The 16,191-nt window shown below is 40.3% G+C and carries 14 protein-coding genes; 3 read left to right on the top strand and 11 right to left on the bottom strand.

Translation table 11 applies throughout. The features are described from left to right. Window positions 1–78: 78 nt before the first annotated feature. The 5 genes from NST80_RS04110 to NST80_RS04090 form a co-directional block, all read right to left on the bottom strand. Window positions 79–1,617 (bottom strand): ABC-F family ATP-binding cassette domain-containing protein, encoded by a 1,539-nt coding sequence (locus NST80_RS04110; protein ID WP_265107414.1) that lies wholly within the window; start codon window positions 1,615–1,617, stop codon window positions 79–81. A gap of 138 nt (window positions 1,618–1,755) precedes the next feature. Further along, entirely contained in the window at window positions 1,756–2,286 is a 531-nt protein-coding gene (locus tag NST80_RS04105) for an ECF transporter S component (RefSeq protein WP_045768609.1), read from the bottom strand. After that, on the bottom strand, window positions 2,276–3,133 hold the full coding sequence (locus NST80_RS04100) for a pyridoxamine kinase (protein ID WP_045768608.1): 858 nt from the start codon (window positions 3,131–3,133) through the stop codon (window positions 2,276–2,278). Before NST80_RS04100 ends, NST80_RS04105 begins: the two co-directional genes overlap by 11 nt. Beyond that, complete coding sequence (locus tag NST80_RS04095; protein ID WP_118171869.1) at window positions 3,134–3,643, bottom strand: ECF transporter S component; 510 nt, start codon at window positions 3,641–3,643, stop codon at window positions 3,134–3,136. A 138-nt stretch (window positions 3,644–3,781) separates the two neighbouring features. Then, complete coding sequence (locus NST80_RS04090) at window positions 3,782–4,312, bottom strand: DUF5067 domain-containing protein (protein WP_045768606.1); 531 nt, start codon at window positions 4,310–4,312, stop codon at window positions 3,782–3,784. Window positions 4,313–4,471: 159 nt separating this feature from the next. Between NST80_RS04090 and NST80_RS04085 the strand changes: the two genes are divergently transcribed. Next, entirely contained in the window at window positions 4,472–5,737 is a 1,266-nt protein-coding gene (locus NST80_RS04085) for a PLP-dependent aminotransferase family protein (protein WP_118171870.1), read from the top strand. Window positions 5,738–5,776: 39 nt separating this feature from the next. Here NST80_RS04085 and NST80_RS04080 read toward each other — a convergent pair whose 3' ends face one another. The 5 genes from NST80_RS04080 to pheS form a co-directional block, all read right to left on the bottom strand. Continuing rightward, window positions 5,777–6,115, bottom strand: coding sequence for an ATP cone domain-containing protein (locus NST80_RS04080; protein WP_002891184.1), 339 nt, complete (start codon window positions 6,113–6,115; stop codon window positions 5,777–5,779). Window positions 6,116–6,206: 91 nt separating this feature from the next. Next, on the bottom strand, window positions 6,207–6,788 hold the full coding sequence (locus NST80_RS04075) for a hypothetical protein (RefSeq protein WP_045768604.1): 582 nt from the start codon (window positions 6,786–6,788) through the stop codon (window positions 6,207–6,209). A gap of 68 nt (window positions 6,789–6,856) precedes the next feature. Beyond that, window positions 6,857–9,265 carry a phenylalanine--tRNA ligase subunit beta gene (gene pheT, locus NST80_RS04070; protein ID WP_014633011.1) on the bottom strand — a complete coding sequence of 803 codons (2,409 nt, stop codon included), beginning with the start codon at window positions 9,263–9,265 and terminating at the stop codon, window positions 6,857–6,859. A gap of 216 nt (window positions 9,266–9,481) precedes the next feature. Next, window positions 9,482–10,000, bottom strand: coding sequence for an N-acetyltransferase (locus NST80_RS04065; protein ID WP_045768603.1), 519 nt, complete (start codon window positions 9,998–10,000; stop codon window positions 9,482–9,484). Between the two features lie 16 nt (window positions 10,001–10,016). Further along, the gene (gene pheS, locus NST80_RS04060; RefSeq protein WP_014633009.1) at window positions 10,017–11,060 is read right to left on the bottom strand and encodes a phenylalanine--tRNA ligase subunit alpha; all 1,044 of its coding nucleotides are present in this window, start codon (window positions 11,058–11,060) and stop codon (window positions 10,017–10,019) included. Window positions 11,061–11,496: 436 nt separating this feature from the next. Between pheS and NST80_RS04055 the strand changes: the two genes are divergently transcribed. Beyond that, the gene (locus tag NST80_RS04055; protein WP_004182348.1) at window positions 11,497–11,694 is read left to right on the top strand and encodes a helix-turn-helix transcriptional regulator; all 198 of its coding nucleotides are present in this window, start codon (window positions 11,497–11,499) and stop codon (window positions 11,692–11,694) included. A 26-nt stretch (window positions 11,695–11,720) separates the two neighbouring features. Next, window positions 11,721–12,266, top strand: coding sequence for a DUF3278 domain-containing protein (locus tag NST80_RS04050; RefSeq protein ID WP_014633008.1), 546 nt, complete (start codon window positions 11,721–11,723; stop codon window positions 12,264–12,266). Between the two features lie 390 nt (window positions 12,267–12,656). On the opposite strand, the gene smc is transcribed toward NST80_RS04050, so the two are convergent. Further along, a complete protein-coding gene (gene smc, locus NST80_RS04045; protein WP_014633007.1) occupies window positions 12,657–16,190 on the bottom strand; it encodes a chromosome segregation protein SMC in 3,534 nt (1,177 codons plus the stop codon). Window position 16,191: the final 1 nt, after the last annotated feature.

The raw sequence follows: 16,191 nt of genomic DNA, 5'->3' as shown, positions 1-16,191 counted from the left end.
AGTTAGTCTACTCGTCTCTTTAACATAAAAAAAGAGTGAGCAAGTCTCTCTTTAGAGAATGCCAACACTCTTTTATCACTATACTAACTCATTAAAATCCCAAACATCTGTCCAACCTTCATAAAATTCGGGTTCGTGACATACCATGAGGACACTACCTTTAAAGGCCTGAAGGGCACGCTTCAATTCATCCTTAGCGTCAACATCCAAGTGGTTGGTCGGTTCGTCCAGAACAAGGACATTATTTTCACGATTCATAAGGAGACAGAAACGAACCTTAGCCTGTTCTCCACCTGAAAGCACCTGAATTTGACTTTCAATATGCTTAGAGGTTAATCCGCATTTGGCTAGAGCTGCACGAACCTCAGCTTGATTTAGAGCTGGGAAAGCGTCCCAAACCGCTTCAAGAGGTGTCTGACGTGAGCCTTCTGCTTCTTGCTCAAAGTAACCTAGATCAATAAAGTCACCTGTTTCAACTTCTCCTTCGAGTGGTTGAATAATACCAAGCAAGCTCTTAAGCAAAGTAGTCTTACCGATACCATTGGCACCCACGATAGCTACTTTTTGATTACGTTCGAAGGTAAGATTCAAAGGAGCCTTGGTCAAAGGGCGGTCGTAACCAATAACGAGGTCTTTAGTTTGGAAAATAAAGCGTCCAGGCGTACGACTTTCCTTGAAATGGAATTCAGGTTTTGGCTTCTCAGCCTGCAATTCGATAATTTCCATCTTATCCAATTTCTTCTGACGAGACATGGCCATATTTCGAGTAGCAACACGTGCCTTGTTTCGGTTAACGAAATCTTGAAGGTCTGCAATTTCCTTTTGCTGACGTTCATAGGCAGCTTCTAATTGAGCTTTCTTCATAGCATAGACAGACTGGAAATTGTCATAATCACCTGCATAACGAACCAAGTCTTGATTTTCAACATGATAGACAATGTTAATCACATCGTTTAGGAATGGAATATCGTGAGAAATGAGGACAAAGGCATTTTCATACTCTTGAAGATAGCGTTTAAGCCAAGCAATGTGTTCAGCATCCAAATAGTTGGTTGGCTCATCGAGAAGCAAGATATCTGGTTTTTCAAGCAATAACTTAGCCAAGAGAATCTTGGTACGTTGACCACCTGAAAGGTCCGTGACATCTGTATCCATGCCAAAATCCATGACACCTAGTGCACGGGCAACCTCATCAATCTTAGCATCTAGTGTATAGAAATCACGAGTTTCCAAGCGATCCTGAAGCTCACCCACTTCTTCCATCAGAGCATCAATGTCAGCTCCTTCGTCAGCCATAGACATGTAAATCTCGTTGATACGTTCTTCAGTCTTAAAGAGTTCGTCAAAAGCCGTACGAAGGACATCACGTACAGTCATCCCCTTTTCAAGAACAGCATGCTGATCCAAGTAACCCGCTGTAACATATTTAGACCACTCTACCTTACCTTCATCTGGCTGCAATTTTCCAGTAACGATAGACATGAAGGTTGACTTTCCTTCACCGTTAGCACCGACAAGACCGATATGCTCACCTTTGAGCAAACGGAATGAGACATTTTCAAAAATAGCACGGTCACCAAATCCGTGACTAAGATTTTTGACTTCTAAAATAGACATAGCATATCTGGGCTGAACCTGCCTTCAGCCCTTTCCTTTCTTGACATTAACTTTACTATTTTACCATTTTTTAGTGAAAATTTGGACCTCTGCTTCTGGAAAATTAAAAAGAAAAAGCAGGACTAACCTGCTAAATCTTTAGTTTCTCTGTAAAATACGTTTGAAGACAGGATAGAGGAGAGGCACAGCAATGATAGTCACTACTGATGTCCCAAAGGTCCCACCAATTTTAGTAAGTGCCAATACCATGGCTGCATTGAGTGGTAAAGCCGCAACGACACTATTAATAATCGTATACTTAACAAAATTCAAAATAATTTTGGTCACTGCCGCTATGACTCCAATAATTATGATGTTAGTCATTTTGTCATTTGATTTTAGAAGCTTTTCAAAAACAAGATAGAGAACATAACAAACAATCAAAGATTCTAAAATAGTAATCCAGACCTCAGCAGCATAACCATTGAAAATATCAAATAGCCCTAACCCTACTGTTGCGACTAGCGCACCTTTTCTGGCACCGAAAATCAAAACAGCAATCACAACTAGGGCATTTCCCAGATGGACAAATTGAGGTCCAAAAGGAATACGAATAAACTGTACACTCACAATAATTAAAGCTGCATACAAACTCAATTCAACTAATTCACGTGTTTTATCACTTTTCATTTTTCTCCTCCAATAGGGCATTAAAACCACTGAATAAATAACCGATATGGGGCTCATAGCAAAGACCATACTTTAAAGGACGACCATCGGACAGTGTTGACGAAAGAACCCTATCCATAACATCCAAGGCCAAATCACAAACCTTTAGTAAATCAAGATTATAAAAGTAACCTGCTGATAAGATTGCCGTTAGCAAATCGCCACTTCCATAAAAATGATTACCATAACGTTTTTGCATGCGATAAACCGTTTCATTAGTCTTTTTATCAAAATAAGCCAGCCCAATTTTGTCATTCTCAAACGAGATACCTGTCAAAATAACTTTTCGAGGTCCAAGCTTGCTCAACTCTCTCAGAAGCTTTTCAATAGTGGCCTCATCATAGGAACCTGCTTCAAGATAAAGAGAATCAGTCAACAAAGCAGCTTCTGTTAAATTGGGAATGATGACATCTGCCTGTTGACAGAAATCCTTCATGGCTTCTACATATTTTCTATCAAATCCTTGATAGAGACGACCATTATCACCCATAATAGGGTCAACAAATAAAGACATCTGTTTATCACGAGCCAATTGACCTACACGTTTTAGTCCTTCTTCTGACTTAAAATAACCACTCACAAGGCCATCTACTATAAAATCCAAGTGCTCCCACTGCTTACAAAATCCTTTTAGGTCATCCGTAAGATCCCGTACATAGATATTTTCAAACTCCCCTGTGTGCGAAGATAAAAGAACGGTTGGTAGGGGAAGGACTTCAGTTTGACAGGCTGACATGATAGGTAGGCTACTAGTCAAAGCAACCTTACCTAGACCAACCAGGTCATTGGCAACAATTACTTTGGTCATCTATTTTCCTTCCCAGGTCTTTTTAAACTGTTTAACAAAACCTGTGTGGAAATAAATGTAGTAGGCCACTCCTAAACCAAGAATAGCAGCTACAATGTCAAAAGGAATCTTCATAATAGCATAGGAAGGCGTACCATAGATAAAGGCTCTTCCTAAGCCATAACCGACTAAGTCAATAATAGCCCCAATCAAGAGACCTAAAGCTGCCCTAGACTTACTCAATTTTCCTAAGCGGCCTCCAACAATGAGTGCAATAGCGAGAACTTGAAGGCTATGTGTTACTAGAGTTACCCACATAGGAAGGGGGTAGAAAAGAAAATCTCCAATAAAGGAACCTACTCCGGCAATAATAACTGCTTCTGTAGGTGGGAAAATTAAACCAACTAGGAAAATAATAATCCCGTTAAAATAGAAATGACCTCCTGGCACAGGAATGGATAAGAGACTCGAGCTCAAAATAATGACAAGTGCCATGAAAAATGCAGAAATGGTTAAACGTTTTGGTGACATACCTAAAACTCCTTAGTCAATAAATATAGTATAAGTTTATGAAAATTCTGACGATTAAACAAGATAGTATTTTCAATACTGTATGGGTACAGATTTAAGACAATAAAAAAACACCACACATTCATGTGGTGATAAAACTTATTGAGCTTTTTTATCAAAGTATTTGACAGGTGCCTTTTCAAGATTTTGTAGTGAAAGCTTGGCAGTCGCGTTAGCCTCAGTACCGTAATCAGAGAAATCAATGCTAAGATCATGATCAAAATCAGCAACGGCATAGTCAACAACGATTTCTTTAACTTCCTTAGGAGCAATCTTGGTCTTATTTGCAATCTTATCTCGGTCATCATCTTTAGAAAAGACCAATGTAGCAACCTTCACTTCTTCCTTTTCTTGTTTTACATCAAGGACTACCTTCATCAAAAGAGTGTAGGCATTCATGGTTTCTTTACTTGAGTTGGTAAGTTTATAGTGAACGCGTACAGCTTTTTGACCTTCTGGTGATTCGATTTTAGTTGCAGAAAGAACTTGTACACTAGCATCTTGTCCTGTAAATAGCATTTTGTTTTTATCGTAGGTCCAAGTAGGCTCTTTCTCTGGTGTGCAAGCTGACAAACCAATAACAGTTAAGCATGCAAGAGTCAGAAGTCCTAAGATTTTCTTAAAAGTCATTCTTATAATCTCCTTAAACTTGTTTGAAAGGGGAATTTAGTTTTACCTTACAACCTTTTTATTATGTCAAAATCTAATAATCTTGTCAAATATCTCTAGGCCTCTTGCCCTTAGAAGGCAAGTAGGGTAAAATAAGGGAAAATCTGTAAGGGGTCAGTTATGAGTATTTATCACGATATTGTCGAGACCATCATCAAAGATACCCAAAATGGTACTTTGAAAAAAGGGAGTAAGCTCCCCTCTATTCGTCAACTAAGCCAGACTTATGCCTGTAGTAAGGATACAGCCCAAAGAGCACTCTTGGAACTCAAGTATCAAAACTATATTTACGCCGTACCCAAAAGTGGCTATTACGTCCTTGAAGGTCGTAATGAAGTTGATAATAAGGTGCTTCTTAACCTTAACGATTACAATCAATTGGCCTACGAGGATTTTAAGCTTTGTTTGGATGAAAGTTTGGCGGGTCACCAGGACTACCTCTTCAACTATTATCATGAACAAGCCGGACTCAAAGATTTGCTTGAAGCCTTAAAGAGTCGATTAATAGCTGACGATATTTATGTCAATTCGGATCAGATTGTCATAACCTCAGGAAGCCAACAGGCCCTCTACATCCTTTCACAGATGGATTTTGGTAATGGTGGCTACAAAATTCTCTTAGAACAACCTACCTATCATCGCATGAACCAGCTCATCAACCGTCAAAATCTAGCTTACGAAACGATTAACCGTGGTTTTGATGGTTTAGATTTTGACCGCTTGGAAGAGTACTTTAAATCTGGACAGATTAAGTTCTTCTATACCATCAGTCGTTACTCCAACCCTCTTGGATTAAGCTATTCTGCCAGTGAAAAAGAAAAGCTGGCCCAGCTTGCCAATCAGTATAACGTTTATATCGTCGAGGATGACTATATGGGAGACTTTAGCGATAGTAAAAATCTCCCGATTCACTACTATGACACCCAAAATCAGACCATCTACATCAAATCCTTTTCCATGGCTCTTTTTCCAGGTTTACGTCTAGGTAGCCTTGTCTTACCTCCTAATCTTAAGCCTACCTTTTTGAGCCACAAGGGACTTATTGACTATGATACCAATCTCATCATGCAAAAAGCACTTTCCGTTTATCTCGAAAATGGCATGTTCCAAAAAAACATTAAAAAACTTGGTGACCTCTTTCAAAAAAACATGGCTAAAAGCCAAGCAATCATTGAGAAATCTAAGGTTAGCATTCCTTATCAGATTTCCCCTAGGCATGTGACCTGGCAACTTCCTAAGGAATTTTCACTCGAAAAATTCAAAGCCCACAAGCAGATTCGCTTTTTAGAATCCTCCTTTATTAGACCAACTTCTGAAACTTATCTGCAGATAGGTCATGGACAGGAACTCGAATCCTTTATAAAACTTTTAAAAAAGACAAAGTGACAATCAGACACAAAAAAAGCCATCGCTTGATGGCTTTTCTTATTTAGTCTGCTCAAAGCGTAGGTGTACAATGACCTTGTCACCATAACCGTTACGCTCCAAATCTCGTTGCAAACGGTATGAAATATAATGCTCAGCAATATTGATAAAGCCTGCTTCCATGAGACGATTTTCAACCAATGACTGAATCATGTTAATGGTTGGGCGTTCCACCTGAGCATCTTGAAGATCAAGCACTACTTTTTTCGTAACTTGAGCAAGGTTTTGGCGCCAAGTATCATCAAGAACATACACAGTCTGTGCTGCTTTTAAGATGGCTTGGTAAATTTTATCAGGATCAAATTCAGCAACTTGACCATTACGTTTAATAATTTGCATGGCTACCCTCTTTTCATGGCTTTTTCTTTTATTATGCAGAGAATTTACATATTTGTCAAGTGCAAATCCCTGAAAGAGCTATCCAGACTGCTTATTCCCAGAATTTAGAAATGTAAACTGGTTTGCCATGTTTATCAAAGGAAAGGATTGCTGTGTAGGACTCTGACTTATGATGGCGCATATAATTAGCGATTCTCTTGTCACCGTTTATCAGGTGAATGTCATAAGTCTGCCCGTCAGAGCTTACAAAGTGAGCATTAATCCTAGCACTACTCGTTTTTGTCCCAACATGACTAATATCTATTTGTTCAACTTGACCATCAATGGTTTTAGCTATAGGGCCTCTATAGTCTTTGTAAATAGTGACGGTAGTCAAAACATCTTCAACTAAAACATAGGTCATTCCGAAAACGAACAGATAAACTATTGGGATGACAATGAAAGATAATTTACTTTTGCGGAACGTTTCTTTATGCCAAGCCCAAATATCCTGAGGTGACATGGTTAAAAATTTTTTAAAATATTGATGAACGAGTAACCTGTAGACTAATAATACAAATATTACTTGCCCCAAGGGATAAGCAAGACTGGGTAAACCACCAATCAGAACATTGACTTTATCAGATTCAAAAGTGTAGTGTCCCCATACACCGTCAAAGAACTCTAAAAACAAATTAACTCCTTTTTGTAATATAGTCTAGTCACTTAAAAATCCATCTTCTCAGATGGATTTTTTAACTATTAACGAACCTCTGCTTCGACTTTCTCAGTAAGAGCTTTGGTGATTTTTTCCATGTATTTAGCAACTTCTTCGTCTGTGAGGTTGTCATTTGGATTTTGGAAGGTAAGGCTATAAGCCATTGATTTCATTCCAGCACCAAGTTTTTCACCTGCGTAAACGTCGAAGAGTTTAACGGCAACCAAGCGTTTCACTCCTGCAGAGTAGATAGCATCAAGAACTTCTTGATGAGTAATTTCTGCCTTGAGAAGAAGGGCAATATCACGTGATACTGCAGGGAATTTTGTGATTTCAACAAATGGTTGAGCCGGTTGCAAGGCTGCTTCTACAGCACTAAGGTTAATTTCAGCGACATAAGTTTCTGGAATACCGTAGTTTTTAGCAGTTTGTGGGTGAACCTGACCAAGGAATCCAATCGTTTGACCATCAAGGACAATAGCAGCTGTACGACCTGGGTGCATACTTGCTAGATCTTTTGTCGGTACATAGTCAACTGAAACTTCAAGTTTATCAAAGAGAGCTTCAACGATACCTTTGGCGTAGAAGAAATCAACTGGTGTTGCTTTAGTTTGGAAATCTTTTTCAGCTACTAGACCAGAAATAGCGAAGGCAAAGGTATTGATTTCATTTGGCAATTCCTCTTTTGGATTACCGTTTTGTTCAAAGACCTTACCGATTTCGTAAATAGCAACGTTACTATTCTTACGGTTAACATTGTAAGCAACAGTATCAAGCATACCAGAGACCATGTTCTGACGGAGGGCTGAACGGTCAACAGTCATTGGCCACATCAACTCAGTCAAGTTAGTAGGTGTCACAGCAAATTCAACAGCTTTTTCAGGTGTTGTCAAAGCATATGAGATGATTTCCGTCAATCCAGCACCTTCAGCAATGGTACGAACCTTGCGACGAAGCGCTTGTGTCTCAGTCAACTCACCAGCTGTTCCTGCTGCTTCTGGAAGAGTCGTAGGCAATTTTTCATAGCCGTAAATACGTGCAATTTCTTCAACTAAGTCTGCTTGGATACTGATATCCCAACGACGACGTGGTACAGATACTGTGAATTTATCAGCATCACCAGTCAATCCAAAACCAAGTTTTGCAAACACATCTTCAATATCTGCAAAAGTCAATTCTGTACCAAGGCGAACATTTACGTAGTCAAGGCTTGTAGAAACTTGAACTGGCTCTGTATCAACAGATCCCGCTTGAACACGGCCTGCAAGAACCGTTCCATTTGCCAATTCTTGCAACATAGCTGCAGCAAAATCAAGCGCTTCAAGGACAGTGTCGTTATTGATACCTTTTTCAAAACGTGATGATGATTCTGAACGAAGGTTGAGACGGCTACTTGTCTTACGAACTGATTTTCCATCAAAAACAGCAGCTTCGAGAACGACATTTTTAGAATTGTTGTCAATTTCAGTTGAAGCGCCACCCATAACACCTGCGAGGGCAACTGGTTTGTCAGCAACTGTAATAACAATATCTTCAGCAGTCAATTCACGTTCTTCACCATCGAGAGTGACTAATTTTTCCCCATCACGGGCATCACGAGCAACGATACGTGAGTCTTCAAATTTATCCAAATCGAAGGCATGCATTGGTTGTCCAAAATAAAGAAGAACATAGTTTGTCACGTCAACCACGTTGTTGATTGGACGGATACCAGCATTCATAAGAAGGTTTTGCAACCATTGTGGACTTGGTTGAACAGTAACATTCTCAACCACACGACTAGCATAAGTAGCCACTTTATCACTTTCGATGGCTACTGAAATCTTATCAGAAGCTGGTTTGCTGTCTTCAGTAACCGTTTTTTCTGGGAAGTGAACAGATTTTCCATAGATTGCAGCAACTTCATGTGCCACACCACGCATAGAAAGAGCATCCGCACGGTTAGGTGTGATTGACAATTCGATGATTTCATCATCAAGGTCAAGATATGGGAAGATGCTATCTCCAGGTACGGCATCTTCTGGCAAAATTTGGATACCATCCGCAAATTCCTTAGGAATAATGCTATCTGGAAGTCCAAGCTCTGCCAAAGAACAGATCATACCGAGAGATTCCATCCCGCGAATCTTACCTTTTTTGATCTTGTAGTTATCCGCAATGCGGGCACCAGGAATAGCAACAATTACCTTGATACCAGCAGTGACATTTGGAGCACCACAAACAATTTGACGTGGACCTTCAGCATCTCCTGTATCTACTTGACACAAGTGCAAGTGTGTGTCAGGCACATCTTCACATGACAAGACATGACCAACAACCAATTTTGACAAGCCTTCGGCAGGTGTCTCAACACCTTCCACTTCAATACCTGTCGTCGACATTTTTTCAGCGAGTTCAGCAGTGGTAACATCCACATCAACCAACTCTTTTAACCATTTATAACTAACTAGCATAATTATGATACCAAGCCCGTTAATAGCTCTCAGCAAAAATAGGAAAGGCAACGTTGGTGCATCAGCACCTAGGTGACTTTATCTTTTTTGCCCAGAGCTTAGGGCGGGTTCAAATCCTTTCTGTAATTTAGGAATATGTATATCTGATATAAGAGGAAGACGAACTAACACGTTTAATCGCCTTATAAAATCCTCTCAATCAACATAATAATCGGTTTATAGTTTTAATTTAAGCAACCAGTCGCGGTCTACTTTACCATCACCAACTGGAAAATCGTGTTCTGCGAATTTTTCGAAGCCATATTTATCGTAAAATATCTGTGCTTTGAAATTCCTTTCCCAAACACCCAACCAGGCCCAATCACAACCTAAATCACGAGCTTCTTGTAAGGCAAACTCAAAGAGTTGCTTACCCAAGCCCATGCCTTGGAAGGCCTGACTGATATAAATACGTTGAATTTGAAAGGCATTATCCAAGTGCTGCTCTGTTTGAGCAGAACCTACATTAGTCTTTAGAAAACCTGCCTTTTCACCATCAACGAGAATGAAAAAGTAACGCGATTCTTCCTGAGTGATTTCATCTAAGAGGACTTCCTCAGAAAGTGCAGTGTCAAAGTAACCTTGCAACTGGGCTTCGGTATTATCATGAGCAAAAGTCTCTCTAAAGGTATCTTCGGAGATAACTTTTAATTCTGCTACTTCTTCCGGAAGAACCTTACGAATAACGACTGACATGACAACCTCCTAAACCTTATTTAAACTGTTCTGAGAAGCGAACATCCCCTTGGTAGAAACCACGAATGTCGTTGATACCATAACGAAGCATGGCAATACGTTCTTGACCAAGACCGAAGGCGAAACCTGAGTATTCTTCAGAATCAACTCCTGACATCTCAAGCACTTGTGGGTGAACCATACCAGCACCGAGGATCTCGATCCAACCTGTCTTCTTACATACGTTACATCCTTTACCACCACACTTAAAGCATGACACGTCAACTTCAACTGAAGGCTCAGTGAATGGGAAGTAAGAAGGACGCAAACGGATTTGACGTTCTGCACCAAACATTTTTTGGATAATCATTTCAAGCGTTCCCTTAAGATCACCCATTGAAATGTTTTTACCAACGACCAAACCTTCGATTTGGTGGAACTGGTGACTGTGAGTCGCATCATCTGTATCACGACGGAAAACACGTCCTGGTGAGATCATCTTAAGTGGACCTTTAGAAAAATCGTGTTTATCAAGTGTACGAGCTTGAACAGGACTTGTGTGAGTACGAAGCAAAATTTCTTCAGTAATGTAGAAGGTATCTTGCATATCACGGGCTGGGTGGTCTTTAGGCAAGTTCATACGTTCAAAGTTATAGTAATCAGTCTCAACTTCAAAACCATCAACGATTTGGAAGCCCATCCCCAAGAAAATGTCTTCGATTTCCTCAGCTGTTTGGCTAAGAATATGACGGTTACCAAGTTTGACTTGGCGTCCTGGAAGGGTTACGTCAAGACTTTCAGAGTCAAGTTGTGCTTGAATTTTAGCGGCTTCAACAATTTTAGCGGCTTCATCAAAAGCTTCAGTCAAAACGTCACGAACTTCGTTGACCATTTTACCAACTTTAGGGCGTTCTTCATTAGGAAGGTCTTTGAGCCCCTTCAAAAGATCTGTCAAAGAGCCTTTTTTACCCAAAACTGCAACACGCAATTCTTGTAATTCTTTAGAGTGTTCACCACGCATTTCAGCCAATTTAGCCTGCGTTGATGTTTTCAACTCTTGCAATTGTGTTTGTAAATCCATGAGATTCCTTTCTTATGTAACAATTTCGAATCGCAAACAAAAAAACCACATGCCAAAACTCCAACCCGGAGCGTTGACACGCGGTACCATCCGTTTTTTATCTGGTTACCCAGACCTTGATTCGTCAGTCGTCTTCATGAGTGAATTCGCCAAACTTCCCTTGAGGAGGCTTCCAGTCCATGACCCCCAATCCCTGTCAATTTCCATAAGGTTACTAGTCTCTACGACTTCTATTCAATTACTATCAATTTTACCAAAAAAACAAAAAGCTTTCAAGAGCTGACAAAGAAACCTTTAGTTAATGCCAAAATGGAAAATATGTCTAAGATAATTGACACATCTATATAAACTTGCTACAATTATGTCAGATAAAGTTGACATATTTAATTGCTACTTACAGTAACTCGTTAGCTTATCTTTCAGAAGGAGGCCCATTATGAATCATGTCAGGGAATTTAGAAAGAATATGGGGCTTTCGCAATTAGAACTTGCAAAGTCTATTGGCGTTTCCCGACAGACCATTAACATGATCGAAAATAACAAGTATAACCCAACACTAGAGCTCTGTCTTAATCTAGCTAAAGCTCTAGATACGGATCTTAACAGTCTCTTTTGGGATGGAAATTCCGAATAGAGATATAAGATAGAAAGAGGTAAATCATGATTAAAGAAACTTTCACTGACAAACTCATTAAACGTTTTTATGGTATCACAGGTCCTTTAGATGAACAAAAGCGCCAACAGGTTGATCGAATGGGTAACATAGCTTTCGTAGTTCTTTTCTTTACCTTACTTTGTGGTAATTGTATTGCCTTTCTTATAGGCTTTAAGTATCCCGAACTTGTAGCTCGTATTTATCCTATCCTCCTCTTGATTATCATTCTGTTAGTTAGCAGCATCCTTACTTATAAGTTAAAGATAAGTGCTGTTAATGCTTTTGACGAGGAAGAACTGACTGAGAAAGAGAAAAAACAACTTAAGCACGTGGGGCTTAAGTCAGGTTTATGCTTTGGGATTAGCATGTTCTTAGGCATGCCCCTAGTTCACTTCTTAGTTGACAATAAAGACTATTTGACAGAATTATTCTCAATCCGTAATATGCTATCAGGCATCTTTGAAGCTATCTTTTTTGGGGCTATCATGCAGGGCTTAGTTAATGCTGGTATCAAACAAGCCAAATCTCAAGCTGAAAAAGATGACCAATAAACTCAAAAGACAAAGAAAAAATCCAGGTTTCCCAGCCTGGATTTTTTGCTCGAAAGAAGACTTCTTAGACTTGTATACGCGAAGCCTAAATGTGTCCAGAAAATCGTATCTTAACACATACACTATAACTAACTTCAAAAAACACCATATCCCCATATGACATTTCCTTAAATATTGTAACATGTCAGTGCAAAATGACAAGTCACCCTCTCTCTCATAAACCCTAAAATCCTAATCATAGCCTTTGTTAAGCCATTTTACGCAATCGATTGCGTAATTTTGAAAGCGCAAACTTAATGTTTTTCTGAAAGTCCTTACAAATTTTTTGAGACAATGAAAAAAGATAGTGATAAAGCTATCAACTATCTTTCATGAAAATATAATCTATTTTTAGTCTAAATCAAGGTCTTTCAGTTTGACCGAAACGATTTTCGAGACACCTGATTCCTGCATAGTTACCCCATAAATAGAGTCTGCTGCAGACATCGTTCCCTTACGGTGGGTAACTACAATAAATTGACTGGACTTGTCAAAACGATTAAGGTAGTCACCGAAGCGTTTAACATTGGCTTCATCCAAAGCCGCTTCTACTTCGTCAAGGATAACAAATGGAATGGTTTTAACACGAATGATGGCAAAGAGAAGGGCAAGAGCTGACAAGGCCTTCTCACCACCAGACATAAGGTTAAGTGATTGAATTTTCTTACCTGGTGGCTGCACAGAAATTTCTACCCCAGCCTCTAGGAGATTGTCTGAGGTCAAAATCAAGTCTGCTGAACCTCCACCAAACATCTGGGTAAAGGTCTGTTTAAAGCTTTCTCGGATAGCCTCAAAGGTTGCTTTAAAGCGTGATTTCACTTCATCATCCATGTCATTTATGGTATTCAGAAGGAGGCTCTTAGCTTCGAGCAAATCATCCTTTTGTCCGTTCAAGAAATCAAGACGTTGCTTAACCTCTTCAAATTGGGCAATAGCATCTACATTGACCGGACCCAAAGCTTTAATCGAACGTTCAAGACCTTGCAGATTCTGGCGAGTTTGTTCGACATTGTCAAGAGGACTAGCCTGACCTTTGGCAACTTCAAGTGTCATCTGGTAATCTTCAGCCAACTGAGTCGCAAACTTACGAAGCGATTGACTAATCTGACTTTCACGTTCTTCCAAGCGAGTCTGCTGACGAATCAAGTCCTCGTTACGATTGCCAGCTTTAGCCAAACGCTCCTCCAAGTCTTCCAACTGACCTTCGTAATCTTGCACCTGAATCTTGGCACGGACAAGAGCTTGTTCCAAATCGTCCTTACGTTGAACAGCTTCTTTATGCTGTGCTTGCAAATGCGGAAGACGGTCAATTTGGTCATCATTGACCTGGTTATTAAGGAGGGCTTTAAGACTATCCGATTCCTTCATTAACTCAGACAAGTCGGCTTGAAGACGATTGCTCTCTGTCTTAGCAAAACGCAATTCTGCTTGCAAATCACGTTCCTTCAACTGAAGTTCAGATTGCTTGTCTAAGAGAACCTGTTTTTGTTGGCCAAGAGCGTCTTTATCTTCCTTAATAGCCTCAATACGGTCGTTAATGGCTTCACGCTTGGATGCAATTTGTGCTAACTCTGCTTTAAGTTGTTCAGCCTTATCTTGAAGATTTGCTCCATCAGTTCCCTGAGAATCCTGTTTGAAACTATCCACTAGGGTTTGATTTTTCTCCACATCAGACAAGGCTTGTTGGTGTTCTAGGTCTAGTTTTTGCTCCTGAAGACGAGCATTTTCACCATCTAGCTTAAGGTCTTCTAACTCTTTCTGTAGAGCCTTACGTTTGATTTGGAGGGCTTCAACTTTGGCTTCACTATCACTTAATTGAGCCTTAATCTGGTTAATTTCAGCAGTCAATGCATCCAGTTCAGGCTTGATAAAGAGGTTATTGTTTTGTTTGTTGGTACCACCAGCAAAGGCACCACCGGGACGAATCTCAGACCCGTCAAGAGTAACCATACGTACTTGGAAACGAACAGCTCGAGCTGCTTTATTAGCATTGTCAATGGTATCAAAGATTGCCGTTACCCCTAGAAGGTTTTGGAAAATATTAGATAAACGGTCCTCATAGGTAACCAAATCGGAAGCCAAACCAATAAAGCCCGGTGCATTGGCAAGACTTTGAGCAAATTGTCCATTAAGTTGACGTGGTTTGATGGTTGTCAACGGCAAGAAAGTTGCACGCCCCTGACGATTGCGCTTCAAGTAGTCAATCGAACGCTTAGCAGCCGCTTCATCCTCAACAATAATATTTTGCCCACTAGCCCCCATAGCGATTTCAAGAGCCGTCTGATAGCGCGTATCAAAGGTCAAGTGTTCACTAACTGCACCAATAATTCCTTGAATGGATTGGGCGTTTTGAAGGACAGCCTTAACCCCTGCATAGAAATTAGAATGATTTTTTTGAATAGATTCAAGACTTTGACGACGGGCATCTTTACTCTTAAGGTGATCCATGAGGTCAAACATCTGCTTTTGAGCCTCTTGATAGTCCTTATCAAGAGTTTGATAAGCCTGAGCCTTTTCTTTGTAGATATTTAGAAGGTTTTGAAGACTTGCTTGGGCCGCTTGATAAGCTTTTTGGGTTTCGCTAGCCACTTCCTGAGCGGAAAGCAAATCAGCCTGAGCTTGTTTAAATTCTTCAGCTTGTGCCTCAAGCGCTTGTGTCTGACTGTCCATGTCGTGAGTGACCTGAGTCAAACTGTTGGAAACCTTAGCTTCCTCCTGCATCAGACCAACATAGTCTTCACGTAAACGTTCGATAAGCGTATCTGGATCATCAGAAAATTGCTCCAGTTCTTTTTGAATAGCAATCAGCTCTTGGGCAAGGCTATCCAACTCAGTATTCAATTCAACTTGGCCTTGATTAACCTTATCGAGTGCTGCCTGAGCTTCTTCTTTCAAATGCTCTAACTCACTGAGACGAGCTTCAGTTTCTTCTTTTTTCTCTGAACGCTGCTGACTCTCCATGGTATAAAGATCAATTTGACGCTCAAAGTCACTAATAAGTCGTGTGACATCCACCAAGGTTTGTTGGTCAGAAGAAATTTGTTCTGAAATTTGATGTCGTTTTTGTTTGAGTTCTTGGTTCTCAGTCTCTAGACGATGGCGTTCCTCATAATAGCTGGTTAACTTTTCCTTGACCGCTGCCAAATCCTCTTGGGTCTGGCTCAAATCAGATTTACCAACTTCAATATCGTGGACCAAAAGATTAAGCTGAGTCTGTCTACGTTCCTCATCTAATTCCAAGTAACGTTTAGCTGTCGCTGCTTGCTTTTCAAGCGGTTTAACCTGACCGTCCAGCTCGTAGATGATATCTTCCAAACGATCAAGGTTATCTTGGGTTTGATTAAGCTTACTTTCCGTTTCTTTCTTACGTGTCTTATATTTAAGAACCCCTGCGGCTTCTTCGAAAATAGCGCGGCGTTCTTCGGGTTTGGCATTAAAAATAGCCTCAACACGACCTTGGGAAATAATGGAAAAAGAATCACGCCCCAGACCGGTATCCATGAAGAGGTCATGAATATCACGCAGACGAACCTTACGACCATCAATCAAGTAATCATTGTCACCATTTCGATAAATGTGACGCTCCACACGAATGGTTTCACTAGCACCCGCGATAAAGCCATCACTGTTATCAAGAGTAACTGCCACTTCCGCATAGTTGAGAGCCTTACGAACCTCTGTCCCTGCAAAAATAACGTCAGGCATCTTGCCTCCACGCAAACTCTTGGCAGAGGATTCACCCAGTGCCCAGCGTAGACTCTCTGTAATATTTGATTTTCCCGATCCATTTGGACCTACAACGGCTGTTACTCCCTTGTCAAAGACAACTTGCGTCTTGTCCGCAAAGGATTTAAAGCCCTGCATTTCAATTGATTTCAAATACATG

Origin of the sequence: Streptococcus sp. FSL K6-1323, assembly GCF_038630745.1 — a bacterium.
In the GTDB taxonomy this organism is placed as follows: Bacteria; Bacillota; Bacilli; order Lactobacillales; family Streptococcaceae; genus Streptococcus; species Streptococcus salivarius_D.
The sequence above is the reverse complement of the archived record's forward strand: the minus strand, read 5'-3'. Positions and strand labels throughout refer to the sequence as shown.

What these genes read in the sequence shown, in the direction of transcription:
- smc (WP_014633007.1), bottom strand. Translation starts at nt 16,190, where the DNA reads ATGTATTTGAAATCAATTGAAATGCAGGGCTTTAAATCCTTTGCGGAC.
- NST80_RS04105 (WP_045768609.1), bottom strand. Translation starts at nt 2,286, where the DNA reads ATGAAAAGTGATAAAACACGTGAATTAGTTGAATTGAGTTTGTATGCA.
- NST80_RS04085 (WP_118171870.1), top strand. Translation starts at nt 4,472, where the DNA reads ATGAGTATTTATCACGATATTGTCGAGACCATCATCAAAGATACCCAA.
- NST80_RS04095 (WP_118171869.1), bottom strand. Translation starts at nt 3,643, where the DNA reads ATGTCACCAAAACGTTTAACCATTTCTGCATTTTTCATGGCACTTGTC.
- NST80_RS04100 (WP_045768608.1), bottom strand. Translation starts at nt 3,133, where the DNA reads ATGACCAAAGTAATTGTTGCCAATGACCTGGTTGGTCTAGGTAAGGTT.
- NST80_RS04050 (WP_014633008.1), top strand. Translation starts at nt 11,721, where the DNA reads ATGATTAAAGAAACTTTCACTGACAAACTCATTAAACGTTTTTATGGT.
- NST80_RS04065 (WP_045768603.1), bottom strand. Translation starts at nt 10,000, where the DNA reads ATGTCAGTCGTTATTCGTAAGGTTCTTCCGGAAGAAGTAGCAGAATTA.
- NST80_RS04080 (WP_002891184.1), bottom strand. Translation starts at nt 6,115, where the DNA reads ATGCAAATTATTAAACGTAATGGTCAAGTTGCTGAATTTGATCCTGAT.
- pheS (WP_014633009.1), bottom strand. Translation starts at nt 11,060, where the DNA reads ATGGATTTACAAACACAATTGCAAGAGTTGAAAACATCAACGCAGGCT.
- NST80_RS04110 (WP_265107414.1), bottom strand. Translation starts at nt 1,617, where the DNA reads ATGTCTATTTTAGAAGTCAAAAATCTTAGTCACGGATTTGGTGACCGT.
- NST80_RS04055 (WP_004182348.1), top strand. Translation starts at nt 11,497, where the DNA reads ATGAATCATGTCAGGGAATTTAGAAAGAATATGGGGCTTTCGCAATTA.
- NST80_RS04090 (WP_045768606.1), bottom strand. Translation starts at nt 4,312, where the DNA reads ATGACTTTTAAGAAAATCTTAGGACTTCTGACTCTTGCATGCTTAACT.
- pheT (WP_014633011.1), bottom strand. Translation starts at nt 9,265, where the DNA reads ATGCTAGTTAGTTATAAATGGTTAAAAGAGTTGGTTGATGTGGATGTT.